Raw genomic sequence first — 25,017 nt, 5'->3', positions numbered from 1 at the left:
GTGCGCAGCGTTCGGAAGTCGACGGGCGCCGGCTCAGGCCGCCACGTCGGCCATCGCGATCACCTTGTCGATGGTCACGCGCACGAGGAGTTCCCCGTCGACCGCGTTGCGCCGGCCGAAGGCCTCGGCGCGCTCCTCGCCCATGTACCGCGCCCCGATCCTCGTCGCCCAGGTCAGCATCTCCTCCTCGTGGTCGGTGTACTCGACGAGTTCGGCGCGGCCCTGGAGGACGACGTAGGAGAAGGGCGGCCGGTCGTCGTCCACGCAGAGGGCGACCCGCCCGTCCCGGGCCAGATTCCGACCCTTGACGGTGTCACGGCCGGTGTTGAACACGAAGGCGTCACCCTCGAGAACGAACCAGATGGGAGCGATGTGCGGGCTCCCGTCCGCGCGTACGGTGGAGAGCTTCCCGGTGCGGGTGGAATGCGAGACGAACGCCCGCCATTCCTCTTCAGTCATCTTCTTCGTCATGGGTCCATCCTCCTTGCCGGAAAGCCGCTGGTGGGGAAGGCTGGCGGCACGACCAAGCGGGGTGGGACGCGGCCACGTCGGCCGCGTCGACGGGGAGGGGCTGGAAATGGCACTGGACAAGCAGCTCGATTGGCTACTGGACGACCTGACGCGCAGGGTTCCGCAGGTCCGGCACGCCGTGGTCCTGTCGAACGACGGGCTGGTGACCGGGGCGAGCGCGGGGCTGGCGCGGGAGGACGCGGAGCATCTCGCCGCCGTCGCGGCCGGGTTGCAGAGCCTGGCCAAGGGGTCCGGACGGCACTTCCGGGCGGGCGAGGTGCGCCAGACGATGGTCGAGTTCGACGAGGGGTTCCTGTTCGTCGTCGCGGCGGGCTCGGGTAGCTGTCTGTGCGCGCTCAGCGCGGCCGAGGCGGACATCGTGCAGGTCGCGTACGAGATGACCCTGATGGTGAACCGGGTGGGCGAACACCTGGGCGTCGCGGAACGACGCATCACGGGGGGCTGACGAACGGCCTGGACCCGGATCCGGATCGGACGCGGGCCGGGGATCGGACGCGTGCCGATCGGACGCGGGCCGGGGATCGGACCGGATCGGATGGGAACCGGACCAGGGTCGAACCCGGACCAGTGGGCCGGACCGGGAGTTGGGTGCCGCGACCGGGAGTTATCCACAGGCCTCGCCGCGTTCGTTGCGCTGAGTTACGGTCTTCACACAGAGTGATTGCCACTCGTGGGGGGAGAACCGTGATGAGGATGGAAACGCAGGACCGTGCACTGGCCGTACCGGATGAGCGGGTTTCGGGGCCGCGAGCACCGGCCGGGCCGGCGCCGGCCGTGTCTCCGGAGGGGCCGGTCGGCGGCGTCAGGGCCGCGCGGGAGCTGGACCTGGGACGGGGCGAGTTGGCCCGGGCCGTACAGCTGGGACTGGTGCGCGCCGGGCCTCGGGCGCCGAGCGGGGCGGCACGTTTCACGCGGGCCGAGTTGGAGCGCGTGAGGGCGGCCGAGGGCTTCCCGGAAGCCCTGCGAGCGCGGGTCGAGACCGTGGCCGGCGCCGACGCCGGGGCCGAGGTGCTCGGGGTGGGGCCGAGCCGGTTCACCCGGCTCGCGCGCTGCGGGCACATCATCCCGATCGGCTACCGGATCAACCGCTACCGCGCCGTCGTGTGGCTCTACCTGGCCGCCGAGCTGCGGGCGTTCGCCGTCCGGGACGCCGGCATGCTGCGGGGGACGGCACTTCCGGAGGATCGGGAGCTGGTCGCGACCAAAGGTGACCTGCGCCCGCGCACATGGCGCGAGCGGCATGTGGAGCTGCTGCTGAGACGTACCACCGACCCCTGGGAGCGGGCCGCCGTGCTCGCGTCCGTCCTCCCGACGGACGAGGTGCGGGAGGTGGTGCCCGATCCGGCCGAACGCATCGTGCTCGCGGCGCTGGCACCGTCTCCGCCCTACGGCCACCCGCGGGTCCCGGCTGCCGCCGTCGTGGCGGAGTCGCTGCTGAGGGCCCGGCCGCCGGACGAGATCCGGTGGTACCGCGCCGGCCTGGACTTCGCCCTGACCCGCGCTCGGGGTCAGTCGAAGTCCACCGGGGAGAGGGGGCCGACGTAGACCCAGGCCCCCTCCTCGCGGGAGAAGCCGCTGTGCTCGTGCAGGGATCCGGTGTGCCGGCCCTCTCGGTAGTGCGCCCGGAACTCCACCGCGCCTTGTGTCTCGAACATGCCGCCGCGTTCCGTGGCGAGGATCTCCAGACGTTCCCAGCGCTGCCCGGGATCCAGTTCGAGCCGGTCCGGGCGGGTGGACGGGTGCCAGGAACGGAGCAGGTAGGCGGTGTCGCCGACCGCGAAGGCGCTGAAGCGCGAACGCATCAGCAGCACCGCGGTGGGCGCCTGCCGGTCACCGGAGTGGAAGCGTCCGCAGCACACCGGGTAGGCGGCGGGCAGCCCGCAGGGACAGGGGAGGACCGGGGTGGACATGGGCGTGCTCAGCTCTTCGTGGACGGGTCGGACGACCGCTTGGACGGATCGGGCGACTGCGTGGACGGGGCGGGCGACTCTTACTTCTTGGGGGCGTACGGGCGGAAGAGGCCTTCCTGGACCACGGAGACCAGCAGCCTGCCCTCAAGGTCGTAGATACGGCCGCGAGCAAGGCCCCGACCGCCGTGCGCGATGGGGGACTCCTGGTCGTACAGGAACCACTCGTCGGCCCGGAACGGCCGGTGGAACCACATGGCGTGGTCCAGCGAGGCCATGTCGAACCCGCGCATGCCCCACAGGGGCTCCACCGGGATGCGCACGGCGTCGAGGAGGGTCATGTCACTGGCGTAGGTGAGCGCGCAGGTGTGCACGAGCGGATCGTCCCCGAGCGGGCCGACCGCCCGCATCCACACCGCGCTGCGCGGGTCGGCGTCCTTCAACTCCTCGGGAGTCCAGCGGAGCCGGTCCACGTAGCGGATGTCGAAGGGCTGGCGGCGGGCCATCCGCTCCAGGGCCTCGGGCAGGGCTCCCAGATGCTCGCGGATCTCCTCCGCGACCGCCGGAAGCGTGTCCGGGTGCGGGAAGTCGAGGCGAGGGGGCAGCTGGTGCTCGATGCTGCCCTCCTCCGGATGATGGAAGGAGGCGGTCAGGTTGAAGATGGTCTTGCCCTGCTGGACCGCGGTGACACGACGTGTCGTGAAGGAACGCCCGTCACGCACCCGTTCCACCTGGTACACGATGGGCACCCCGGGGATGCCGGGGCGCAGGAAGTACGCGTGCAGCGAGTGGACCGGGCGGTCCGTCTCGGTCGTGCGACCCGCGGCCACCAGTGCCTGGCCCGCGACCTGCCCGCCGAAGACGCGCTGGAGGGATTCCTGGGGGCTCGCGCCCCGGAAGATGTTGACCTCGATCTGCTCCAGATCGAGCAGATCGACCAGTCTCTCGGCGGGGTTCGTCATCAGGGGTTCTCCACTGTCGTGTCCGGCGGAATCGGCGGGCCCGGCGACGCCGGCGGCCTGCGGGAACGGATCAGAGGCCGAGCTCACCGACCGCGGTGACCCGGATGACCGCCCGGCCCTCCTCGTCGGAGGCCGCGAGGTCGACCTCGGCGCTGATGCCCCAACCATGGTCACCGGCAGGGTCGGCGAAGGCCTGGCGGACCCGCCACAGGCCGTGCTCCGCGTCCTCCTCGATCTGCAGCAGCTTCGGGCCGCGCGCGTCGGGGCCGGTGCCCAGGTCGTCGTACTCGTCCCAGTAGCCGTCCAGGGCCTCGCCCCAGGCATCGGCGTCCCAGCCGGACTCCCCGTCCAGCTCGCCGAGCACGTTGACGTGGTCCAGGGCGGCCAGCTCGACACGACGGAACATGGCGTTGCGGACCAGGACACGGAAGGCGCGGGCGTTCGCGGTGACCGGCTTGACCTGGTCGGCCTTCTCCTGGGCCTGCTCCGCCGTCTCCACCTCGGGGTTCGCCAACTGCTCCCACTCGTCGAGCAGGCTGGAGTCGACCTGGCGGACCAGCTCGCCCAGCCAGGCGATGAGGTCCTGGAGGTCCTCGGACTTGAGGTCGTCCGGGATGGTGTGGTCCAGGGCCTTGAACGCGCTCGCCAGGTACCGCAGGACGATGCCCTCGGTACGGGCCAGCTCGTAGTACGAGGTGAACTCCGTGAAGGTCATCGCCCGCTCGTACATGTCACGGATGATCGACTTCGGCGAGACGGGGTGGTCGCGGACCCACGGGTGGCTCTTGCTGTACACGTCGTAGGCGTGCAGAAGGAGCTCTTCGAGGGGCTTGGGATAGGTGACGTCCTGGAGCCTTTCCATCCGCTCCTCGTACTCGATCCCGTCGGCCTTCATCGCGCCCACGGCCATGCCGCGTTCCTTGTTCTGCTGGGCGGCCAGGATCTGGCGCGGGTCGTCCAGCGTGGACTCGACGACCGAGACCATGTCCAGCGCGTAGGAAGGCGACTCCGGGTCCAGCAGGTCGAAGGAGGCCAGCGCGAAGGTGGACAGCGGCTGGTTCAGCGCGAAGTCCTGCTGGAGATCGACGGTCAGCCGGATGGTGCGGCCCTCGGCGTCCGGGGTGTCGAGCTTCTCCACGACACCGCCGTCCAGCAGCGAGCGGTAGATCGCGATGGCCCGGCGGATGTGCCGCAGCTGCGCCTTGCGCGGCTCGTGGTTGTCCTCCAGCAGGTGCCGCATGGCCTTGAACGCGTCGCCGGGGCGGGCGATGACCGACAACAGCATGATGTTGGTGACCTTGAAGCGCGAGGTCAGCGCCTCCGGGTCGGCGGCGATCAACTTCTCGAAGGTGGTGTCCGACCAGGCCACGAAGCCCTCGGGAGCCTTCTTGCGGACCACCTTGCGGCGCTTCTTCGGGTCGTCGCCCGCCTTCGCGAGGGCCTTCTCGTTCTCGATGACGTGCTCGGGAGCCTGCGCCACCACATAGCCCGCCGTGTCGAATCCGGCCCGACCGGCACGGCCGGCGATCTGGTGGAACTCGCGGGCGCGCAGCGTCCTGACCCGGGTGCCGTCGTACTTGGTGAGCGCGGTGAACAGCACGGTGCGGATGGGCACGTTGACGCCGACACCGAGGGTGTCGGTACCGCAGATGACCTTCAGCAGGCCCGCCTGCGCCAGCTTCTCCACCAGGCGCCGGTACTTGGGCAGCATGCCCGCGTGGTGGACGCCGATGCCGTGGCGGACGTAGCGGGAGAGGTTCTGGCCGAACTTGGTGGTGAACCGGAAGTTGCCGATCAGCTCCGCGATCTTGTCCTTCTCCTCGCGGGTGCACATGTTGATGCTCATCAGCGACTGCGCCCGTTCGACCGCCTGGGCCTGGGTGAAGTGCACGATGTACACCGGCGCCTGCCGGGTCTCCAGCAGCTCGGTGATGGTCTCGGTGATCGGCGTGGTGAGGTACTCGTACGACAGCGGGACGGGCCGGGTCGCGGAGCGGACCACCGAGGTGGGACGGCCGGTGCGCCGGGTCAGGTCCTCCTCGAACCGCTTCATGTCGCCGAGGGTCGCCGACATCAGAACGAACTGTGCCTGCGGAAGCTCCAGCAGCGGGATCTGCCAGGCCCAGCCCCGGTCCGGCTCGGCGTAGAAGTGGAACTCGTCCATGACGACCTGGCCGATGTCGGCGTACTTGCCGTCGCGCAGCGCGATGGACGCCAGCACCTCGGCGGTGCAGCAGATGACCGGGGCGTCCGCGTTCACGGATGCGTCACCCGTCAGCATGCCGACGTTCTCGGTGCCGAAGAGCTTGCACAGGTCGAAGAACTTCTCCGACACGAGGGCCTTGATCGGCGCGGTGTAGAAGGTGACCTTGTCCTGGGCCAGCGCGGTGAAGTGCGCGCCGGCCGCCACCAGGCTCTTGCCGGAGCCGGTCGGGGTGGAGAGGACCACGTTCGCCCCGGAGACGACCTCGATCAGCGCCTCCTCCTGCGCCGGGTACAGGGTGATGCCCTGGCCCTCCGCCCACGAGGAGAAGGCCTCGAAGAGGGCATCGGGGTCGGCGTTCGGCGGGAGCTGATCAATGAGGGTCACACCCCCCATCTTGCCTGGCTTCGGACCGGATGAGGGAACCGGCGGGAGGAAAGAAGATCATCGACGGTACGCTGTGCCGTCCACACGGCCCGGACGAAACCGTCGACGGGCTCTGACCATCACAGAACCGGGGCGGGGAAACACCATGATGGGTCCGGCGCACTCACTGTCCGGCGCGGCGGCCTGGCTGGGGGTCGGCGCGGCGGCTGCGGCGGCCGGGTACCCGATGCCCTGGCCCGTCCTCGTCGTCGGCGCGCTCATCTGCGCCGGCGCGGCGCTCGCGCCCGACCTCGACCACAAGTCGGCGACGATCTCGCGCGCCTTCGGGCCCCTCTCCAAGGGCCTGTGCGAGGTGGTCGACAAGATCTCGTACGCCGTCTACAAGGCCACCCGGGCCCCGCGCGACGCCCGGCGCACCGGCGGCCACCGGACGCTGACCCACACCTGGCTCTGGGCGGTCCTGATCGGCGGCGGCTCGTCCGCCCTCGCCGTGACCGCCGATCGCTGGGGCGTCCTCGCGCTGCTCTTCGTCCACCTGGTGCTGGCCGTCGAGGGCCTGCTGTGGCGCGCGGCCCGGATGTCCAGCGACGTCCTCGTGTGGCTCCTGGGCGCCACCAGCGCCTGGATCCTGGCCGGCGTGCTCGACCAGCCGGGCAACGGCGCCGGCTGGCTGTTCACCGAACCCGGCCAGGAGTACCTCTGGCTCGGCCTGCCGATCCTGCTCGGGGCCCTGGTCCACGACATCGGGGACGCGCTGACCGTCTCCGGTTGCCCGATCCTGTGGCCGCTCCCGATCGCCGGCAAGCGTTGGTACCCGATCGGCCCGCCGAAGATGATGCGGTTCCGCGCCGGCAGTTGGGTGGAGCTGAAGGTGCTGATGCCCGTGTTCATGCTGCTCGGTGGAGTGGGCGGCGCGTCCGCCCTGGGCTTCATCTGACCTTCGCGTCCCCTTCGCCACCGGCCCGAACCGAGGCCCTCAGATGCCTGGAATCGGTCTGTTCAGCCCGTCCCCGTACGGACAATCATGTGAGCCGACGAGCCGTCAGGCGCGGCGGCTCACACCAGGACCGTGGGGCACATGGGCGGGGCACGGTGATCCGTCCTGTCGAAGCGGTACGAGCGGCGGAATCCGGGGGACGAGATGAAGCGCGACAGGAACGGCCACAGAAACAGGGACGGGAACGGGACGGGCACCCGGTCGGCGTTGATGGCGGGCACGGTTCTCGCCACGCTGGCGGTGACCGGCGTGGCCGTGCCGGCCCACGCCGCGACCGGGGAGCCGGCCGATGCGGCGCGGCGCTGCACGCCGGGCATCCAGGTGCTGCACTCGCTGCCGGGTCCGGGGGAGTCCTCGTCCCCCTGGTCGACCACCACCGACGTCAAGGGGCTCGGCCCCCTCGGGATGTCCGTCGGCCGCTCGCAGAACCGGCCCGTCTACTGGCTCGGCACCTCCGTCCACCGGGTGCCGCTGCCCGCCGGGTACACGTCGGGCGGCGTGGAGGCGGTCAACCGGTTCGGCGTGATGGTCGGGTGGCTTCGTGGTACGGACAAGCCCCCGGTCGCCTTCCGGTACGTACCCGGGGCGAAGGCGGTCGCCGTCCTGCCCGGCGGAGAGCGGGCGAGCGACATCAACGACAAGGGACACGTCGTCGGCGAGCGGCACACCGACCCCTGGCACGTGGTGGGGGTGGAGTGGGTGGGCACCACCGTCCGCCGCGAGCTGGCCCTGCCCCCGCAGATCACCGGGCTGGCCGAGATCACGGGCATCAACAACGCCGGCCGGATCGTGGGACGCGGCACGGGGGTGATGGACGCGGAGTACTGGTACGAGACCGGACTCGTGTGGGCGGCCGACAAGGCCGCGCCCGCGCAGGAGCTCCGGCCGTTCCACCCGGGTGACACCTACAGCACGTACCTGCCGCAGGACATAGACGAGAAGGGCCGGATCTCCGGCACCTACGAGTTCTCGCGCCTCATCACCTCCAACGGCGTCGTCTGGAAGCCGCCCTACACGGACGTGACCACGGTCGCGAACCTCGGTGAGCGCACCCAGGGCACCTTCGAGGACGTCAGCCCCACCACCGGTGTCAGCGTGGGAATCGCCTCGGACTCGACGATGGTCGGCCCCTTCCCGCCGGAGACCGCCCCGCCGTACCAGGCCACCCTGTGGAAGGGCTCCGGGCCCACCCTCGCCCTGCCCCGCCTCGCCGCGACGGGCCACAGCGGAGCCTTCACCGTCTCCGACGACGACCGGGTCGGCGGGTACGCCGTCGACGCCAGGGACGTGATGCACCCCGTCGTCTGGACCTGCGCGTCGCAGCAGGCCCACGCGCCGGCGCGGTAGCGCCCGACCCGCCGCCCTCACGGCTCGGACCGGCCGGCCCCGAGGGCGATCGACCGGCTCACACGACGTACGCCGTGGTTCCACTGCGGAGCCACGGCGTACGCACGGGTCAGCCGTGCCAGGAGCGCCACAGCGCGGCGTACGCGCCGTCGGCCGCGACCAGCTCGTCGTGCGAACCGAGTTCGCTGATCCGGCCCTCCTCGACCACCGCGATCACATCCGCGTCGTGCGCGGTGTGCAGCCGGTGGGCGATGGCGATGACCGTACGGCCGTCCAGCACCCGGGCCAGCGAACGCTCCAGATGGCGGGCGGCACGCGGGTCCAGCAGCGAGGTCGCCTCGTCCAGCACCAGGGTGTGCGGGTCCGCCAACACCAGCCGGGCCAGCGCGATCTGCTGCGCCTGCGCGGGCGTCAGCGCCGTCGCGCCGGAGCCCACCTCGGTGTCCAGTCCGCACTCCATGGCCCGGGCCCAGCCGTCGGCGTCCACCGCTCCCAGCGCCGCCCACAGTTCCGCGTCGTCCGCGCCCGTCCGTGCCAGTCGCAGATTGTCCCGCAGCGAACCCACGAACACGTGGTGTTCCTGGTTGACCAGCGCCACGTGCTCGCGCACCCGCTCGGCCGGCATCCGCGACAGCCGTGCCCCACCGAGGGTGACCTCCCCCGTCCGTGGTGCGTAGATGCCCGCGAGCAGCCGGCCCAGGGTGGACTTGCCGGCGCCCGAAGGGCCGACCAGCGCCATGCGGGTGCCCGGCGGCACGGCCATCGACACCCGGTGCAGGACGTCCACGCCCTCGCGGTAGCCGAAGTGGACCTCGTCCGCCCGGACGGCCCGGCCTTCCGGGGACACCGCCGAGTCACCCGCGTCCGGCTCGATCTCGCGCACGCCCACCAGACGGGCCAGCGACACCTGCGCCACCTGCAACTCGTCGTACCAGCGCAGGATCAGGCCGATCGGGTCGACCATCATCTGGGCCAGCAGCGCGCCCGTCGTCAGTTGCCCGACCGACATCCAGCCCCGCAGGACGCAGTAGCCGCCGATCATCAGCACGGAGCCGAGGATCGTCACGTAGGTCACGTTGATGACGGGGAAGAGGACCGTCCGCAGGAACAGCGTGTACCGCTCCCACGCCGTCCACTCCTTGATCCGGCGATCCGACATCGTGATCCGACGCTTCCCGAGACGGTGCGCCTCGATGGTCCGGCCCGCGTCCACGGTCTCGGTGAGGGCCGCCGCGACCGCCGCGTACCCGGCCGACTCCGACCGGTACGCCGAAGGTGCCCGCCGGAAGTACCAGCGGCAGCCGATCACCAGGATCGGCAGGGCCACCAACGCCGCCAACGCCAGCGGCGGAGCGGTCACGGCCAGCGCACCGAAGAGCAGCCCCGCCCACACCACGCCGATGGCCAGCTGGGGCACGGCCTCGCGCATCGCGTTGCCCAGCCGGTCGATGTCGGTGGTGATCCGCGACAGCAGGTCACCGGTACCGGCTCGCTCCAGCACGCCCGGCGGCAGACCGACGGAACGGACCAGGAAGTCCTCGCGCAGGTCGGCCAGCATCTCCTCGCCGAGCATCGCCCCGCGCAGCCGGACCTGCCGCACGAAGAGGGTCTGTACGACGAGGGCTCCCGCGAACAGCAGGGCCACGGTGCCCAGACGCAGCTCGCGGACCCCGGCCGCGAGATCGTCCACGACCCGACCGAGCAGGTACGGGCCGACCATGGACGCGATCACCGCGACCGCGTTGACCGTCACCAGGAGCACGAAGGCCCGCCGGTGGCGCCGGAACAGGCCGCGCACATAGTCCCGAACGGTCGTGGACGTGCCCACGGGCAGGGTCGCGGCCGTTTCGGGGGCTGCCGGATCGTAGTCCGGCGGCGCCACGCCGATCATGCGGATTCCTCGATCTCTGTGAGTGATTCTGCGATGCGTGCCAGTTCCAGGTCCGCCGCCCGCTGTTCCTCTTCGGTCTCGCGGGTGACGACGGCCCGGTAGCGCGGTTCGCCGTGCAGCAGTTCGCGGTGCGTGCCGGCCGGCAGGGCCGTGCCCTCGTGCACGAGCACCACCCGGTCGGCGCGGTCCAGCAGCAGGGGCGAGGAGGCCAGGACCACCGTGGTGCGTCCGGCGCGCAGGGCCGCGATGCCGTCCGCGATCCGTGCCTCGGTGTGGGAGTCGACCGCCGAGGTCGGCTCGTCCAACACCAGCACCTCCGGGTCGGTGACCAGGGAGCGGGCCAGGGCCAGGCGCTGACGCTGCCCCCCGGACAGCGAACGGCCGCGCTCGGTGATCCGCGCGTCCATGGCGTCCTCGACCCCGTCGGGCGCCGACTGGAGCAGCGCGTCCAGCACATCGGCGCACTGTGCGGCCGCCAGCGCGGCCGAGGGCGTCACCGCCCCGGACGCCGGCACGTCGAACAGCTCGCGCAGGGTTCCGGACAGCAGCACCGGGTCCTTGTCCTGTACGAGGACCAGCGTGCGGGCGGTGTCCAGCGCGAGTTCGTCCAACGCGACCCCGCCCAACAGCACCGGCGGTCCCTCGGCGGCGGCGTCCATCGGATGGCCGCCGAGCCGTTCCGCGAGCCGACCCGCGAGGTCCGGATCGCCGCACACGACGGCGGTGAACTGCCCGGGCGGGACCAACAGCCCCGTCTCCGGGTCGTACAGCTCCCCACCCGGGGCCGGGGCCTCGGGGGCGGTCCGCGCCTCGGGCTCGTCCGCGTCGGTCCGGGTCAGCTTCAGCACCCGGGCCGCCCGCTTGGCGGAGGGACGCGAGAACGAGTACGCCATGGCGATCTCCTCCACGCTCCGCAGGGGATAGAGCAGCAGGGACACCGCGCTGAAGACCGCGACGAGTTCGCCGACGTCGAGCCGACCGTCCAGGACGAGCGAGGAGCCGTACCAGACCACGGCGATCATCAGCAGGCCCGGCAGGAACACCTGGATCGACGAGATCACCGCCCACATCCGGGCACTGCGCACGGCGGCCTCCCGCACCTCCTGGGAGGCGGCGCGGTAGCGTCCGAGGAAGAGCTCCTCGCCGCCGATCCCGCGCAGGACCCGCAGGCCCGCCACGGTGTCGGAGGCCAACTCGGTCGCCTTGCCCGCCTTCTCGCGCTGGATGTCGGCGCGCCGGGTGGCCCGGGGGAGCAGCGGAAGGGAGGAAAGCGCCAGCAGCGGCATGCCCACGGCCACGACCACGCCGAGGGACGGCGCGTACCAGACGAGTCCGACGCAGACGAGCACGATCGCCACGGCCGCCGCGAGGAAGCGTGAGACCGCCTCGACGAACCAGCCGATCTTCTCGACGTCGCCGGTGGACACCGCGACGACCTCGCCGGCCGCCACCCGCCGGGTCAGGGCGGAGCCCAACTCCGCGGTCTTGCGCGCGAGGAGCTGTTGCACGCGGGCGGCAGCGGTGATCCAGTTGGTGACGGCCGTCCGGTGCAGCATGGCGTCGCCGAGCGAGATCGCGATGCCGAGCACCGCGATCAACGCCCCTACGAGCAGCAGCCGTCGGCCGTCGCGGTCCACGACCGCCTCGACGCCGAATCCCACCGCGAAGGGCAGACCGGCGATGCCGATGTGGTGCAACAGCCCCCAGCACAGGCTTTTGGCCTGTCCGCCGAGTTGGTTGCGTCCCAGCCACACGAGGAAGCGAGGGCCGGAGCGAGCGTCGGGTACCCCTGGGTCCGGATACGGAAGATCGCTGATCTGCATGACGCCCCATGACTGGTCGAGTGGTTCAAACCACACAAGGTTCGTCTTCCGGGCCGCCCCGGGGCAATCCATTTTCCGTCGCCTACGGAGCGCGGCGCCGCGCTCCGCGGACCCGGTGCGGGGAGTCCGGCCTGGTCGGGGGTGGGGATCAGGGGCGCGTGGCGCGCTCCAGTTCGAGCAGGGCCGAGTGGTAGGAGCGGCCGGTGGCCTGATCCATCCCCACCTCGCACATCCGGTTCGCCGACAGGTGGGCGTCGAAGGCGCGCGCCGTCACCTCCGCAGCCTCGCGGGCCGTGGCCGAGGCGGTCAGCTCCGGGTGCAGCATGCCCCGGTCGCCCGCGAAGGCGCAGCAGCCCGCGTCGTCCGGGACCACCACCTCCTCGGCGCACGCCTCGGCGACCGCCCTGAGCGCGCCCGTGTCACCCAGATGCTCCATGGAGCAGGTCGGATGCAACACCGCCGAGCCGATGGTGCGCCGGATCTCCAGTCGCGGCAGCAGCTCCTCGGCCGCCCAGACGACGGAGTCGACGACACGCAGCTCCGCGTGCAGGGCCCGGTTGTCGTCCGTCAGGTGGGGGACCACCTCGTGCGCGATGCCCAGGGTGCAGGAGGAGGCGTCGACCACCAGCGGCAGCCGTCCGCCCGCGGTCCAGCCCCAGGCGGACTCCACCATCCGGTTGGCCATCACCCGGTTGCCGGCGTCGAGGCCCTTGGAGTGCCAGATCGTCGCGCAGCAGGTGCCGTACACGTCGCGGGGGATCCACACCGGCAGTCCGGCCCGCTCCGAGAGGGCCACCAGGGCCTGCGGCAGGGAGGGGCCTGGCTCGCCCTCGGGGCCGCCGAAGATCCGGTTGACGCAGGCCGGGTAGTACACCGCGACGGCCCCCACCCGCCGGGTGTCGGGCAGCGCGCGGGCCGCGGCGCCGGGGATCCGCGGCAGCCACTGCGGCACCAGATCGGGGTTCACGGCCAGGCGCGCCACGCCCGTCACGGCCCGCAGGAACCGGTCGCCGCCCCGGTGCGAGACCGCGTCGGCGGCGGCCACGGCCAGCCGGGCGGCCGACTCGACCGTGCGGAAGTGCCGGGCGGCCGACTCGGCGACCCGCTCCTCGCGCGGACCGTGCCGTCGGTGGCGGAAGTCCTTCATCAGGGCGCCGGTGTCGATGCCGACGGGGCAGGCGATCTTGCAGGTGGAATCCCCCGCGCAGGTGTCGACGGCGTCGTATCCGTAGGCGTCGAGCAGCCCTTCGAGGACGGGGGAGCCGGGAGGCTGGCGCATCATCTCGCGGCGCAGCACGATCCGTTGCCGCGGCGTGGTCGTCACGTCCCCGCTGGGGCAGGTCGGTTCGCAGAAGCCGCACTCGATGCACGGGTCGGCGACCGCCTCCACCCGCGGAATGGTCTTCAGCCCGCGCAGGTGGGCCCGGGGGTCACGGTCGAGGAGGACGCGCGGGGCCAGCACCAGGTCGGGGTCGATGATCCGCTTGGTGCGCCACATCAGTTCGGTGGCCTCGGGGCCCCACTCCAGTTCCAGGAAGGGGGCCATGTTGCGGCCGGTGGAGTGCTCGGCCTTCAGCGAGCCGTCGAAGCGTTCCACGGTCAGCCGGCAGAACGCGTCCATGAAGGCCGCGTACCGTGCCACGTCCGCCGGGAGGCCCGCGTCGAACGCGAGCAGGAAGTGCAGGTTGCCGTGCGCGGCGTGGCCGGCCACGGCGGCGTCGAAGCCGTGTTCGGCCTGGAGGGCGAGGAGGACCTCGCAGGCCTCGGCGAGCCGGCCCGGCGGGACGGCGAAGTCCTCGGTGATCAGGGTGGTCCCGGGCGGGCGGGCCCCGCCGACGGCGGTGACGAAGGCCTTGCGGGCCTTCCAGTACCCGGAGATGGTGCCCGGGTCGCGGGTGAAGGTGTTCGTCACCGAGGCGACCGGGGCGACCAGCTCCAACCGTGCGAGCACGTCGGCCGCGCGCCGCTCGCAGTCGGCCCGGCCCGCCTCGTCCGGGGCGCGGAACTCCACCAGTAGCGCGGTGGTGTCCTTCGGGAGGTCGGCCCAGTCCGCGGGCACCCCCTCGACACTGACCGAGGCCCGGAGGGTGTTGCCGTCCATCACCTCGACGGCGATGGCCCCGGCCTCGCCGAAGAGCGGCACGGCGGCGGCCGCGGCCGGCAGGGAGGGGAAGAACAACAGGGCGCTGGTCGGTTCGCGGTCCAGGGGGAGGGTGTCGAAGACGACCTCCGAGATGAAGCCGAGGGTGCCCTCGGACCCCACCATCAGGCCGCGCAGGACCTCGACGGGGGTGTTGCCGTCGAGGTAGGCGTCGAGCCGGTAGCCGGTGGTGTTCTTGATCTCGTGCTTGGCGCGGATCCGGGCGGCCAGCCCCGGGTTCGCCTCGATCTCCCGCTTGATGCCCATCAGCCCGCGGCACAGGCTCGGTTCGGCGCGCGCCAGTTCCTCGTCCGCGAGCGGGTCGGCGGTGTCCACGACGGTGCCGGTGGGCAGTACCAGGGTCAGGGAGGACAGGGTGCGGTACGAGTTCCTCGTGGTTCCCGCCGTCATGCCGGACGCGTTGTTCGCCACGACCCCGCCCAGGGTGCAGGCGATGGCGCTCGCCGGGTCGGGGCCCAGGACCCTGCCGTGGCGGGCGAGTGCGGCATTGGCCCGCAGCACGGTGGTGCCGGGCCGGATCCGTGCCCGCAGACCACCGTCGAGCACCTCGACGCCGGACCAGTGGCGGCGTACGTCGACCAGGATGTCCTCACCCTGGGCCTGACCGTTGAGCGAGGTCCCGGCGGCGCGGAAGACCACCTCGCGCTGCTTGCCGTGAGCGTACGAGAGCACGGCGGAGACGTCGTCGATGTCCTCGGCGACGACCACGACCTGCGGCACGAACCGGTACGGCGACGCGTCCGAGGCGTACCGGACCAGGTCGGAGACCTTCCACAGCACCTTCTCGGCGCCGAGCAGCTCCGACAGGTCGGCGCGCAGCGCTTCCGGGGTCCCGCCCGCCCGCTGGTCCGACACCCGATCGGGCGAAGGGGCGCCGACATCGCGCGGCCGCAGGGTCCCGGGCCTCGGTTCCAGCAGCGGCATGGCGCGACCCCTCGACTCGGCGGCGATCTCAGCAGGGGGGCTCCGCCGGGGCGTCCGCCAGAGCGTTCAGCAGGCCCCCGAGCACCCTGCGCTGTTCGGCGGTCAATGGAGCAAGGATCTCCTCTGCCGCGTCGGTTCGCGCGTTGCGCAGCCGGCGCAGCGTGGCGCGGCCGGCGTCGGTCAGCTCGATCCGGATCACCCGGCGGTTCGCCGGGTCCGGCGCGCGGCGCACGCACTCGGCCGCCTCCAGCCCGTCGACCAGCGTGGTGACGGCGCGGGGCACCACTTCCAGGCGCGCTGCGAGATCCGCCATGCGGGGCGGTTCCGCTCCGTCGTAATGCGAGACCAGCCGCAGCAGCCTTGACTGGGCGGGAGTGATCCCGAGGGGTTCGAGATGGCGCTTCTGGATGCGGTGCAGCCGGCGGGTCAGGCGGAGCAGTTGCTCGGCGAGTACCCCGTCCGTGCTGTCCGTGCTGTCGGCTTCGGGAGCGGTGCTCATGCTGCGGTCCTCATAATGGCAAGAGTATAGGGACCAGATTCATTGTGAGTATAGGTAACAATGAGCTATGCTCATGCGAGTCTCGTCAGAAGGAGGCCCATGCGCCCCAAAGAGCCCGAGTGGTCCCCATCGAAAGAAGCCCTCGACCCCAACCGACCCGCCCCCGCGGACCAGCCGCGTGAGCTGCGCCGCATCGTTTCCCTCTTCCGGCCCTACCGCGGGCGGCTCGCCGTCGTCGGCGCGCTCGTCGGCGCCTCCTCCCTCGTCGGCGTCGCCTCGCCGTTCCTGCTGAGGGAGATCCTTGACGTCGCGATCCCCCAGGGGCGGACCGGACTGCTGAGCCTGCTGGCGCTCGGCATGATCCTCACCGCGGTCGTCACCAGCGTCTTCGGCGTGCTCCAGACCCTCATATCCACCACCGTCGGCCAGCGCGTCATGCACGACCTGCGCGCCGCCGTGTACGCCCAGCTCCAGCGGATGCCGTTGGCCTTCTTCACCCGCACCCGCACCGGCGAGGTGCAGTCCCGCATCGCCAACGACATCGGCGGCATGCAGGCCACCGTCACCTCCACCGCCACCTCCCTCGTCTCGAACCTCACGGCCGTGATCGCATCGGTCGTGGCCATGCTCGCGCTGGACTGGCGCCTGACGCTCGTCTCGCTCCTGCTGCTCCCCGTCTTCGTGTGGATCAGTCGGCGGGTGGGCCGCGAACGCAAGCGGATCACGATGCAGCGGCAGAAGCAGATGGCCTCCATGGCGGCGACGGTCACGGAGTCGCTCTCGGTCAGCGGCATCCTTCTCGGCCGGACCATGGGGCGCGCCGACTCGTTGACGCGTTCCTTCTCGGAGGAGTCCGAGAAGCTGGTCGGCCTCGAAGTGCGCTCCAGCATGGCCGGGCGCTGGCGGATGTCCACCATCGGCATCGTCATGGCCGCCATGCCCGCGCTCATCTACTGGGCGGCGGGCATCGCCCTGCAGACCGGCTCCCCCTCGCTGTCGGTCGGTACCCTCGTCGCCTTCGTCACCCTTCAGCAGGGCCTGTTCCGGCCCGCCGTGAGCCTGCTGTCGACCGGCGTGCAGATCCAGACCTCGCTCGCCTTGTTCGCCCGGATCTTCGAGTACCTCGACCTGCCGGTGGACATCACCGAGCGCCCGGACCCCGTACGGCTGGAGCGCGCCAAGGGCGAGGTTCGGCTGGAGGGCGTGCACTTCGCGTACGAGGCCAAGAACGGCCCCACCCTGTCGGCGATCGACATCACCGTGCCGGCGGGCGGCTCCCTCGCGGTGGTCGGCCCGACCGGTTCCGGCAAGAGCACCCTGAGCTATCTGGTGCCCCGGCTCTACGACGTGACCGGCGGGCGGGTGGTCCTCGACGGAGTGGACGTGCGTGACCTGGACTTCGACTCGCTGGCCCGGTCCATCGGCGTGGTCTCTCAGGAGACCTACCTCTTCCACGCCTCGGTCGCCGACAACCTGCGCTTCGCCAAACCTGACGCCACCGACGAGGAGATCGTCGAGGCGGCCCGCGCGGCCCAGATCCACGAACACATCGATTCGCTGCCCGACGGATACGACACCCTCGTCGGCGAACGGGGCTACCGCTTCTCGGGCGGCGAGAAGCAGCGCCTGGCCATCGCCCGCACGATCCTGCGCGACCCGCCGGTGCTGATCCTCGACGAGGCGACCAGCGCGCTCGACACCCGTACGGAGCATGCGGTGCAGCAGGCCATCGACAACCTCTCCGCGGGCCGCACCACCATCACCATCGCCCATCGCCTCTCCACCGTTCGCGACGCCGACCAGATCGTCGTGTTGGACGCCGGTCGAATAGCCGAGCGTGGAACGCATGAGGAGCTGCTGAAGGCCGACGGCCGATACGCCGCGCTCGTCCGGCGTGACCGGGATGCCGCGGTGCTGCCGGAAGGTGCCGTGAACGAGAAGGCCGTGAACGACACGGTCAAGGGTGAGACGGTCAAGGCGGCCAAGGGTGAGACGTTCGGCGACGCCGTACCGACCCCGGTAAACGTGTGATCATATGACCGCACTGTGGGTGAGATGACGGAAATGGGGCAGATCGCGGGTTAACGTGCCCGCATGCGTCATGAAGATCTGCCGCCACAGCGCCACCCCCGGCTCACCCGCCGGGGCAGGCTGGCTCTCCTCTTCGGCACGTTGCTCGGGCTCGGGACCGCAGTCCTGATTCCGCTGCTGCCGGGCGAGAAGGCGCCGGAGAAACCACGCCAGTTGCTGATTCCCGAAGGCCGGCGGGCCCCGCAGGTCTACGCCGCCGTGGACAGCGCGCTCAACCTCCCCGCAGGAACCACGAAGTCGGCTGTCGCGACGGCCGGCCTTGCCCTCCCCCCGGAGGCGAAGGGCAACCCGGAGGGCTATCTCTTCCCGGCGACGTACCCGGTGACCTCGAAGTCCACCCCGGCATCGGTGCTCGCGTACATGGTGCGGACGGCGAACGGAAAGTTGGCCACCAAGGCCGTCTCGGACGGTGCCAAGGCCCACGGAATGACCCCGTACCAGACGGCCACCCTCGCCAGCATCATCGAGGCGGAGGCCGACACCCGTGCGGACATGGGCAAGGTGGCGCGGGTGGTCCACAACCGGTTGGCGAAGTCGATGCCGCTCCAGATGGACTCCACCATCAACTACGCGCTGAACCGCAACACGGTGGACACCAGACTGAGCGAGACGAAGATCGACAGTCCCTTCAACACGTACGAACGGCAGGGCCTGCCGCCCACGCCGATCGACAGCCCCGGACTGGAGGCGATGGCGGCGGCCGTCGCCCCGACTCCCGGGAACTGGCTGTTCTTCGTCACGGTCAAGCCGGGGGACACCCGCTTCTCGGCGACGTACGAGGAACACAAGAAGCACGTCGCGGACTTCAACAGGCTGCGCGCGCAGGCGGGGGCCGCCCACGCCGAGGCGGGGCCTCCCGGCCGCCAGGAGACACGACCCCCGGGACGCGACGCCGACCCCGCGCCCTAGGAGCGTTGTCCCGACGGGGCGGGGGGTGTGGCGGGGCGTGTGGGGTCGGACGCGTTGCCGTTCGGGATTCGGGGAAGGGGCACGGGCAGGATCGAGGTCGAGACCGGGTCGGGTATCGTGCCGTTCCCCGTCCGGGTTCGCAGCGTCGGAGCCTGACGCCGGCGGGTTCCGCTCGATCCCGGATGCCGTCCGGACGGTCGTCAGCCAGGGGAAGATGCCTCCCATGACGTGTATCCGAAGGAGCCGTGCCGCGTAGACCACCGGCTTCGCTTCGGTCGCGGGAACGGGGCCGGGGAAGCTCCCGGGTGCGATATCGCGATGTCCCGGGGCTGTCCGGGGCGGCGAACGCCGCCGTTCGCGTGCTCGAACGGGATCGGTTGTCTCCGGGCATCGTGGCAGTCGCGCTGAGCGTGTGGTCCGTGCGCGTCCTCGGCCCCGGACGCCGGTGGAGGCCGTGGGAGACCGAGTTCACCTGCCCGTGCTGCGGTGAGGGCTGGGCCCGGGACAAACTGCACCAGGCCCTGTTCATGCTGCCGCCGAAGGCCGCCGCGGAACTCCGGTCGCGGGTCGAACACCTGGACGCCGTGTTGCTCGCGCGCACGCACCACGAGCCCGCGACCGACCCGGAGTTGGCGTGGTGGCACCGGAGGTGCTGAGGGGACCCCGCCCTTCGTGAGAACGCGCACCGGAACGCGGAGCTCAGGTCAGGGGGCGTTCGGCGGCCATCAGCGAGGTCACCCGTCGCAAGGCCATCGGTGACGAGGGCGCCGGTGACAGGGCCACCGTTGCCGAGCGGCGCCGATCAGGCGCGGCCCGCTTCGGCGGTTTCGCGGGTGAGGAGGCGGCGGATCTCGCGGACCGCCGCGCCGCCGGCCCGGTTCGCCCCGATGGTCGACGCCGACGGCCCGTAGCCGACGAGGTGGATCCGCTCGTCCCGGACCGCCCTGGTGCCCTCCACGCGGATCCCGCCGCCCGGCTCGCGCAGGTGCAGGGGCGCCAGGTGGTCGACGGCGGCCCGGAAGCCGGTGGCCCAGAGGATCACGTCGGCGTCCACGTGTCGCCCGTCCGCCCACGTCACCCCGGTCGGGGTGATCAGGTCGAACATGGGGCGGCGGTCCAGGACCCCGGAGTCGAGCCCCGCCCGGACGGCGTCGGTCAGCGCCAGACCCGTCACGCTGACCACGCTCTGTGGCGGCAGACCCCGCCTGACCCGGTCCTCCACCAGCGCCACCGCCGCCCGACCGGCGGACTCGCCGAAGTCGCGGTCGCGGAACACGGGTGTCCGGCGGGTCACCCATGTGGTCTGAGCCGCCACCTCGGACACCTCCAGGAGGTGTTGTACCGCCGAGGTGCCGCCGCCCACGACGACGACCCGGGCCCCCGCGAACTCCTGCGGCCCCGGGTAGTTCGCGGTGTGCAGCTGACGGCCCCGGAAGGCTTCCTGACCCGGGTAGCGGGGCCAGAACGGTCGGTCCCAGGTGCCGGTGGCGTTGATCAGGGCCCGGGGCGCCCAACTGCCCGCCCCGGATTCCACCAGCAGCCGCCCCGCGGATCCCTCGCGTACGGCGGTCACGTCCACGGGCCGGCGTACGCGTATCCCGAAGCGCTCCTCGTAGGCGGCGAAGTACTCCCCGATGACCTCGGAGGACGGCCGCAGCGGGTCCGCGTCCGTGAGCTCCATGCCGGGCAGCGCGTGCATGCCGTGCACCTTGCCGTACGTGAGGGAGGGCCAGCGGAACTGCCAGGCTCCCCCCGGCCGCGGCGCATGGTCCAGGACCACGTGGTCGATGCCCGCACGGGCCAGGTGGTAGGCGCCGGACAGGCCGGCCTGCCCGGCGCCGACGACCACCACGTCGACCGCTGCCGCTTCCCGCTCCCTGAGTTCGTTCACGCTTCCACCAACCCGTGGGGGCCCGGGGATCTTCCCGACCCGATGCGGGCGGGCCGACCGGGGCGCGGCGGCGGGTCCTCGCCCCTGACCGTACGAGCGCGGACGAGGAGGTCGGCGGTGGGGCCGAGGAAGGCGTACACGACGAGGCGGACGACGATCACGTCCGCGGAAGGACTCGCCGGCCCGTGTCATCAGGAACCCGAGGCCACCCTCAGCAGGTCTAGGTGACCGCGCGGGGCGAGCGGGACCGAACGCCGGTCGGTGGAACGGGCGACTGGATCAGGCGGATGCCTCGATCCAGGAGGCGAGTTGCTCGGGGGTGGTGTTCGGATCGGCGACCAGGGTCGCCAGTTCGTCCTCCCGGAAGGTGGCGGTGGTGATCGCCGGGCAGCGGTGGCAGGCGTCCACCCCCGTCTGCTGCCACCACTGGCACCGGGAGCGAAGGTGGCACCGCGGGACGGCGCGGGAGTCTGCCGCGGGCGGCAGCGCCAGGACCCGCTCGACCAGGGCGCAGTCCGCGCCGCGTCGGTTGACGCAGTTCGAGACGCAGTGCGAGGCGAAACGGAGGACCCGCGTCGGTTCGATTCCCTCGGGGATCGAACCGAGCACCTCCGACGCCGGAACCGGGTCCGCGAGGTAGGTCACCCGGCCTTCCGTCGCCGAGCGGACGCCCAGGACGACGGACTCGGGTGCCCGGGCCTCACCGCTCGGACACCACGTGGACGGTGTCGCCGTCGGCGCGTCCGTTTCCGGCGCGGCCCCTGTCCGGTCGGATCCCACGGTGCTCACCCGCCCCGTCAGCCGTCGATCGCGTCGTGTGATTCCAGTGCCTCGCGGCCGACGGGCCCGCCGAGAGTGCCCTGGAGCCCGAGGGCCTGCTCCTCGGCGACGGCCTGCGCGAGGCTCTCGTGCAGCCCGCTCACGGAGGTGATGCGTTCCGTCGGGGCGGGCGCCGCGTTGGCCGCGCCGACCGCCGTGATCGCGATGCCCGCGGCCAGCACGATCGCGGCGCCGCCGGCCGCCAGCTTCTTGTTCGTCTTCATGGGCCTCTCCCGGTGTGGGGCGGCGGGGATTCCACCGCTGTCCTGTACCGGCACGACCGTAGGGCGGCGCCCCGCCCCGAAGAGGCAGTTCCCGGGGGCAGTTCGCGCGGGTCCGCGAGGACGCCGGAGGACGTGGCCCCTCACCTCGCGGATCCCGCCGGCGCCGCCCCGCCGGCGCCGCCCCGCCGGCGCCGATCGTCCGGCCCCGGCGATCAGGCGGCCCGGTGTTCGCCCAGCCACTCGTAGGCGGTGTCCGCGCTGAATTCGCTCCGGCCGCCCCGAAAGAGCAGCCCGGCCGTCGTGAAGGCCGGGTCCCCGGCGGTGATCGGGACGTAGGGCACGGCCAGGCACTCCATTCCGGCGGCGTGCGCGGCCCGCACGCCCGGCGCCGCGTCCTCGACGACCACGCAGTCGGCCGGTTCCGCGCCGAGCCGGCGGGCCGCCTCCAGGAACACGTCCGGGGCGGGCTTGCCGCGCGGCACCTCCTCGGCGGACACCACCGTCGTCAGCAGCGCGTCCAGCCCGGTACCGGCCAGCACCGTGTCGATGGCCTCCAGAGAGGAGCCGGAGGCGACCGCCATCGGGACGCCCTCGCAGTGCAGCCGCTCCACGAACTTGCGCATCTCGGGGAAGACCTCGGTCCGGGTGCGGGCCAGCTCCAGATAGGCGGCGTTCTGTTCCGCGAGGAGCTGTTCCACCGGGGCCCGCAGCGCGTGGCGCTCCTTGAGGATCTCCAGCGTCTCCATCGTGCCGATGCCGATGAAGCGCGCGTGCTGTTCCCAGGTGAAGTCGGGGATCCCGTGGTGCGCCAGGGTGCGGCGTCCGGACTCGTAGTAGTTCGGCTCGCTGTCCACGAGAGTGCCGTCGAGATCGAATATGACGGAGATCATCCGCTGTGCCCGTCCTGCCGGTCGTGTACGTTTCCCGACCATATTGTCAGGGTTTGCGAGCGGCTCGTCCCACGGCCTCCACCAGCGGCAACACTCGGTGGGCGACCCTTTCACGCAGCGCGACCTCCGTCCGGGTGCGGACCACGCCGGGAAGCCGGATCAGGCGTTGGATGACGTCCTCCAGATGCGCGTTGTCCCGGGCCGCGACCCGGGTCAGCAGATCGCCGCCCCCGGTGATGGAGAAGGCCTCGATGATCTCCGGTACCGCCGACAGGGCGTCCCCGACCTCGTCCAGACGCCCCTGCGTGACCTCGATGTGCACGAAGGCCAGCACCGGATGACCCAGCGCGGCGGGCGACAGCACGGGGCCCGTCCCCGTGATCACCCCGGTGCGCTCCAGCCGGTCCAGCCGGGCCTGGAGGGTGCCGCGCGCCACGCCGAGGAGCCGGGCGTACTCCCGGACGCTGGTGCGCGGCTGCTCGATCAGCAGGCGCAGGATTCGGGTGTCGAGCTCGTCCACCGCCATGCCGTGAGGGTATCCGTCGCGGCTTCCCGCGGGCTCGGACACTCACCCCGTACGACGGGGCGGCCACGGCAGGAAACCGCTGGTCCGGGCCCGATAGGCGGCATACCCCGGACGGTCCGCCATATGGCGTTCCAGGAGGCGTTTGCCGCTGCCCGCGATCAGCAGGTACGACATGACGAGCGGGCCGATCACCGACACGGCGAACGCCGGCCAGGTCCCCCACGCGGTCAGCGACAGGCCCCACCACACACAGAAGTCGCCGAAGTAGTTCGGGTGCCGGGTCCACGACCACAGGCCCCGGTCCATGATCCGGCCCCGGTTCGCCGGATCCGCCTTGAACCGGGCCAGCTGGTGGTCGCCGACCGCCTCGAAGGTGATCCCGCACAGCCACAGCGCGGTGCCCGCCGCCATCGCGAGCGCCCCCGGGCCGTCGGTCGCGTACGGGCCCGCCTGGACCGGCAGGGAGACCAGCCACACCAGCGCCGCCTGCAGCAGGTACACCATGCGCAGCGCGTACAGCTGGGGGTTGCCGGGAGCCTTGGCCAGCATCCGCTCGTACCGCGGGTCCTCCCCGTGCCCGCGTCCCCGCCACGCGATGTGCCCGGCGAGGCGCAGGCCCCACAGGACCGTCAGGGCGGCCGTGAGCGGCTGTCGGCCGTCCGACATCCCGTACGTGGCCACCGCCACGGCGGCGAACGCCAGGCCCCAGGCCACGTCGACCACCCGGTGCATCCCGCGCCGGACGCCCACCGCGAAGGTGATCAGCAGGACGGTGAGCGCCGCGCCCGCCGAGACCGCCAGGTTGACCCCGAAGGCTCCCCAGTTCACGAGGTGCCGCCGTCCGGGGCCGTCAGCAGGATCTGGTGCACGTCCAGGTAGCCCGACGCGAAGCCCGCCTCGCAGTACGCCAGGTAGAACGTCCACATCCGGCGGAACGTCTCGTCGAAGCCCAGCGCCTCGACCCGCTCGGCCCGCTCCGCGAACCGCTCCCGCCACAGCCGCAGGGTCTGCGCGTAGTGCGCCCCGTAGTTCTCGCAGCGCTCCACCCGCAGGCGGGTGTGGCTCCGGGCCATGTCCTCCACCACCCGCACCGACGGCAGCATGCCGCCCGGGAAGATGTACTTGTGGATCCAGGTGTACGTGTCCTTCGTGGCCAGCATCCGCTCGTGCGGCATGGTGATCGCCTGGAGCGCCACCCGCCCGCCCGGGGCCGTCAGCCGGTCCAGCGCGGCGAAGTAGACCGGCCAGTACTCCGCGCCGACCGCCTCGATCATCTCCACGCTGACGATCGCGTCGTAACTGCCCGTGGCCTCGCGGTAGTCGCACAGCCGCACGTCGACGCGGTCCGTCAGCCCGGCCTCCGCGATCCGCTTCATCGCCAACTCGCGCTGCTCCCGGGAGAGGGTGAGCGTCACCACCCGGGCGCCGCGCGCCGCCGCCCGGATCGCGAGTTCGCCCCAGCCGGTGCCGATCTCCAGCAGACGGGTGTCCGGGCCGACGGCCGCCATGTCCAACAGCATGTCGATCTTGCGGTGTTGGGCGTCCGCCAACTGCCCGGGACCGGCGGGCAGGGCCCGGAACACGGCGGACGAGTAGGTCATCGTCGGGTCGAGGAACTCGGCGAACAGCTCGTTCGACAGGTCGTAGTGCCGCCGGATGTTGGTGCGGGAGCCGTCCGGGGTGTTGCGGTCGGTGTCCGGGTGCCGGGCCGCCCACAGGCCCCGCAGCCTCTGCAGCGGCGCCGGGACCAGCCTCGCCACGTGCCCCGCCATCACGGTCAGCACCGCGACCGGATCGCGGGCGTCCCACTCCCCGGCGAGGTACGACTCGCCGAAACCGATCAGGCCCTCAGCGGTGATCCGCCGCTCGAAGGCGGCCGGGTCGTACACGGCCATCGCCGGACCGCCCTTGCCGAGGAGTTCCCCCGGCCCCATCCGGACCTGGAGCGGCAGCCGGTCGAGGGCCCGCCGGATCAGCAGCCGCCCCACGGCCGCCCGCGTCCGGGGCAGCTTCGGCACCGCCGGCAGCGTCATCG

22 protein-coding genes are annotated in these 25,017 nt (G+C 71.8%); 7 read left to right on the top strand and 15 right to left on the bottom strand.

The window, feature by feature from the left end; all coding sequences use genetic code 11:
• Positions 1-33: 33 nt before the first annotated feature.
• On the bottom strand, positions 34-471 hold the full coding sequence (locus ACQEVM_RS22365; protein WP_433081759.1) for a PPOX class F420-dependent oxidoreductase: 438 nt from the start codon (positions 469-471) through the stop codon (positions 34-36).
• Positions 472-577: 106 nt separating this feature from the next.
• Here ACQEVM_RS22365 and ACQEVM_RS22360 point away from each other — a divergent pair, with 106 nt between their 5' ends.
• Together ACQEVM_RS22360 and ACQEVM_RS22355 are read left to right on the top strand one after the other, a co-directional pair.
• Positions 578-976, top strand: a complete 399-nt coding sequence (locus ACQEVM_RS22360) for a roadblock/LC7 domain-containing protein (RefSeq protein WP_053683454.1) — start codon at positions 578-580, stop codon at positions 974-976.
• Positions 977-1,218: 242 nt separating this feature from the next.
• Positions 1,219-2,076 (top strand): DUF6397 family protein, encoded by an 858-nt coding sequence (locus tag ACQEVM_RS22355; RefSeq protein ID WP_433081757.1) that lies wholly within the window; start codon positions 1,219-1,221, stop codon positions 2,074-2,076.
• On the opposite strand, the gene ACQEVM_RS22350 is transcribed toward ACQEVM_RS22355, so the two are convergent.
• The 3 genes from ACQEVM_RS22350 to ACQEVM_RS22340 all read right to left on the bottom strand — a co-directional run bounded on the left by ACQEVM_RS22350 (position 2,040) and on the right by ACQEVM_RS22340 (position 5,990).
• Positions 2,040-2,441, bottom strand: a complete 402-nt coding sequence (locus tag ACQEVM_RS22350; protein WP_433081755.1) for a YchJ family protein — start codon at positions 2,439-2,441, stop codon at positions 2,040-2,042. The two genes, ACQEVM_RS22355 and ACQEVM_RS22350, sit on opposite strands and share 37 nt — an antisense overlap.
• A gap of 80 nt (positions 2,442-2,521) precedes the next feature.
• Positions 2,522-3,400 carry an acyl-CoA thioesterase gene (locus tag ACQEVM_RS22345; protein WP_433081753.1) on the bottom strand — a complete coding sequence of 293 codons (879 nt, stop codon included), beginning with the start codon at positions 3,398-3,400 and terminating at the stop codon, positions 2,522-2,524.
• Positions 3,401-3,470: 70 nt separating this feature from the next.
• Positions 3,471-5,990, bottom strand: coding sequence for a DEAD/DEAH box helicase (locus tag ACQEVM_RS22340; RefSeq protein WP_433081751.1), 2,520 nt, complete (start codon positions 5,988-5,990; stop codon positions 3,471-3,473).
• A 145-nt stretch (positions 5,991-6,135) separates the two neighbouring features.
• Between ACQEVM_RS22340 and ACQEVM_RS22335 the strand changes: the two genes are divergently transcribed.
• Together ACQEVM_RS22335 and ACQEVM_RS22330 are read left to right on the top strand one after the other, a co-directional pair.
• A complete protein-coding gene (locus tag ACQEVM_RS22335) occupies positions 6,136-6,927 on the top strand; it encodes a metal-dependent hydrolase (protein ID WP_433081749.1) in 792 nt (263 codons plus the stop codon).
• 204 nt (positions 6,928-7,131) lie between these two features.
• Positions 7,132-8,334, top strand: a complete 1,203-nt coding sequence (locus tag ACQEVM_RS22330; RefSeq protein WP_433081747.1) for a hypothetical protein — start codon at positions 7,132-7,134, stop codon at positions 8,332-8,334.
• A 109-nt stretch (positions 8,335-8,443) separates the two neighbouring features.
• On the opposite strand, the gene ACQEVM_RS22325 is transcribed toward ACQEVM_RS22330, so the two are convergent.
• The 4 genes from ACQEVM_RS22325 to ACQEVM_RS22310 all read right to left on the bottom strand — a co-directional run bounded on the left by ACQEVM_RS22325 (position 8,444) and on the right by ACQEVM_RS22310 (position 15,632).
• Positions 8,444-10,225 (bottom strand): ABC transporter ATP-binding protein, encoded by a 1,782-nt coding sequence (locus ACQEVM_RS22325; protein ID WP_433081745.1) that lies wholly within the window; start codon positions 10,223-10,225, stop codon positions 8,444-8,446.
• Positions 10,222-12,048 carry an ABC transporter transmembrane domain-containing protein gene (locus tag ACQEVM_RS22320; protein ID WP_433081743.1) on the bottom strand — a complete coding sequence of 609 codons (1,827 nt, stop codon included), beginning with the start codon at positions 12,046-12,048 and terminating at the stop codon, positions 10,222-10,224. The genes ACQEVM_RS22325 and ACQEVM_RS22320 overlap by 4 nt, the downstream gene beginning before the upstream one ends.
• Positions 12,049-12,196: 148 nt before the next feature.
• On the bottom strand, positions 12,197-15,133 hold the full coding sequence (locus ACQEVM_RS22315) for an FAD-binding and (Fe-S)-binding domain-containing protein (protein WP_433081741.1): 2,937 nt from the start codon (positions 15,131-15,133) through the stop codon (positions 12,197-12,199).
• Positions 15,134-15,161: 28 nt separating this feature from the next.
• On the bottom strand, positions 15,162-15,632 hold the full coding sequence (locus ACQEVM_RS22310) for a MarR family winged helix-turn-helix transcriptional regulator (RefSeq protein WP_351754343.1): 471 nt from the start codon (positions 15,630-15,632) through the stop codon (positions 15,162-15,164).
• 99 nt (positions 15,633-15,731) lie between these two features.
• Between ACQEVM_RS22310 and ACQEVM_RS22305 the strand changes: the two genes are divergently transcribed.
• The 3 genes from ACQEVM_RS22305 (at position 15,732) to ACQEVM_RS22295 (ending at position 19,288) form a co-directional block, all read left to right on the top strand.
• Positions 15,732-17,663, top strand: a complete 1,932-nt coding sequence (locus ACQEVM_RS22305; RefSeq protein ID WP_433081738.1) for an ABC transporter ATP-binding protein — start codon at positions 15,732-15,734, stop codon at positions 17,661-17,663.
• Positions 17,664-17,726: 63 nt separating this feature from the next.
• On the top strand, positions 17,727-18,632 hold the full coding sequence (mltG, locus tag ACQEVM_RS22300) for an endolytic transglycosylase MltG (protein WP_433081736.1): 906 nt from the start codon (positions 17,727-17,729) through the stop codon (positions 18,630-18,632).
• 305 nt (positions 18,633-18,937) lie between these two features.
• The gene (locus ACQEVM_RS22295; protein ID WP_433081734.1) at positions 18,938-19,288 is read left to right on the top strand and encodes a hypothetical protein; all 351 of its coding nucleotides are present in this window, start codon (positions 18,938-18,940) and stop codon (positions 19,286-19,288) included.
• A gap of 146 nt (positions 19,289-19,434) precedes the next feature.
• Here ACQEVM_RS22295 and ACQEVM_RS22290 read toward each other — a convergent pair whose 3' ends face one another.
• The 7 genes from ACQEVM_RS22290 to ACQEVM_RS22260 all read right to left on the bottom strand — a co-directional run bounded on the left by ACQEVM_RS22290 (position 19,435) and on the right by ACQEVM_RS22260 (position 25,015).
• Positions 19,435-20,523 carry an FAD-dependent oxidoreductase gene (locus ACQEVM_RS22290; RefSeq protein ID WP_433081732.1) on the bottom strand — a complete coding sequence of 363 codons (1,089 nt, stop codon included), beginning with the start codon at positions 20,521-20,523 and terminating at the stop codon, positions 19,435-19,437.
• Between the two features lie 279 nt (positions 20,524-20,802).
• A complete protein-coding gene (locus ACQEVM_RS22285) occupies positions 20,803-21,168 on the bottom strand; it encodes a hypothetical protein (protein ID WP_433081730.1) in 366 nt (121 codons plus the stop codon).
• 152 nt (positions 21,169-21,320) lie between these two features.
• Positions 21,321-21,566 (bottom strand): hypothetical protein, encoded by a 246-nt coding sequence (locus ACQEVM_RS22280; RefSeq protein WP_351754326.1) that lies wholly within the window; start codon positions 21,564-21,566, stop codon positions 21,321-21,323.
• Between the two features lie 212 nt (positions 21,567-21,778).
• Entirely contained in the window at positions 21,779-22,456 is a 678-nt protein-coding gene (locus ACQEVM_RS22275) for an HAD family hydrolase (RefSeq protein ID WP_433081727.1), read from the bottom strand.
• 46 nt (positions 22,457-22,502) lie between these two features.
• Positions 22,503-22,982, bottom strand: a complete 480-nt coding sequence (locus ACQEVM_RS22270; RefSeq protein ID WP_433081725.1) for an Lrp/AsnC family transcriptional regulator — start codon at positions 22,980-22,982, stop codon at positions 22,503-22,505.
• A 42-nt stretch (positions 22,983-23,024) separates the two neighbouring features.
• The gene (locus ACQEVM_RS22265) at positions 23,025-23,810 is read right to left on the bottom strand and encodes a DUF1295 domain-containing protein (protein WP_433081723.1); all 786 of its coding nucleotides are present in this window, start codon (positions 23,808-23,810) and stop codon (positions 23,025-23,027) included.
• The gene (locus tag ACQEVM_RS22260) at positions 23,807-25,015 is read right to left on the bottom strand and encodes a class I SAM-dependent methyltransferase (protein ID WP_433085310.1); all 1,209 of its coding nucleotides are present in this window, start codon (positions 25,013-25,015) and stop codon (positions 23,807-23,809) included. Before ACQEVM_RS22260 ends, ACQEVM_RS22265 begins: the two co-directional genes overlap by 4 nt.
• Positions 25,016-25,017: the final 2 nt, after the last annotated feature.

Source organism: Streptomyces sp. CA-243310 (genome assembly GCF_050936775.1).
Lineage (GTDB): Bacteria > Actinomycetota > Actinomycetes > Streptomycetales > Streptomycetaceae > Streptomyces.
Note: the sequence above shows the minus strand (reverse complement) of the source record. Positions and strands in the feature narration are given on the sequence as shown.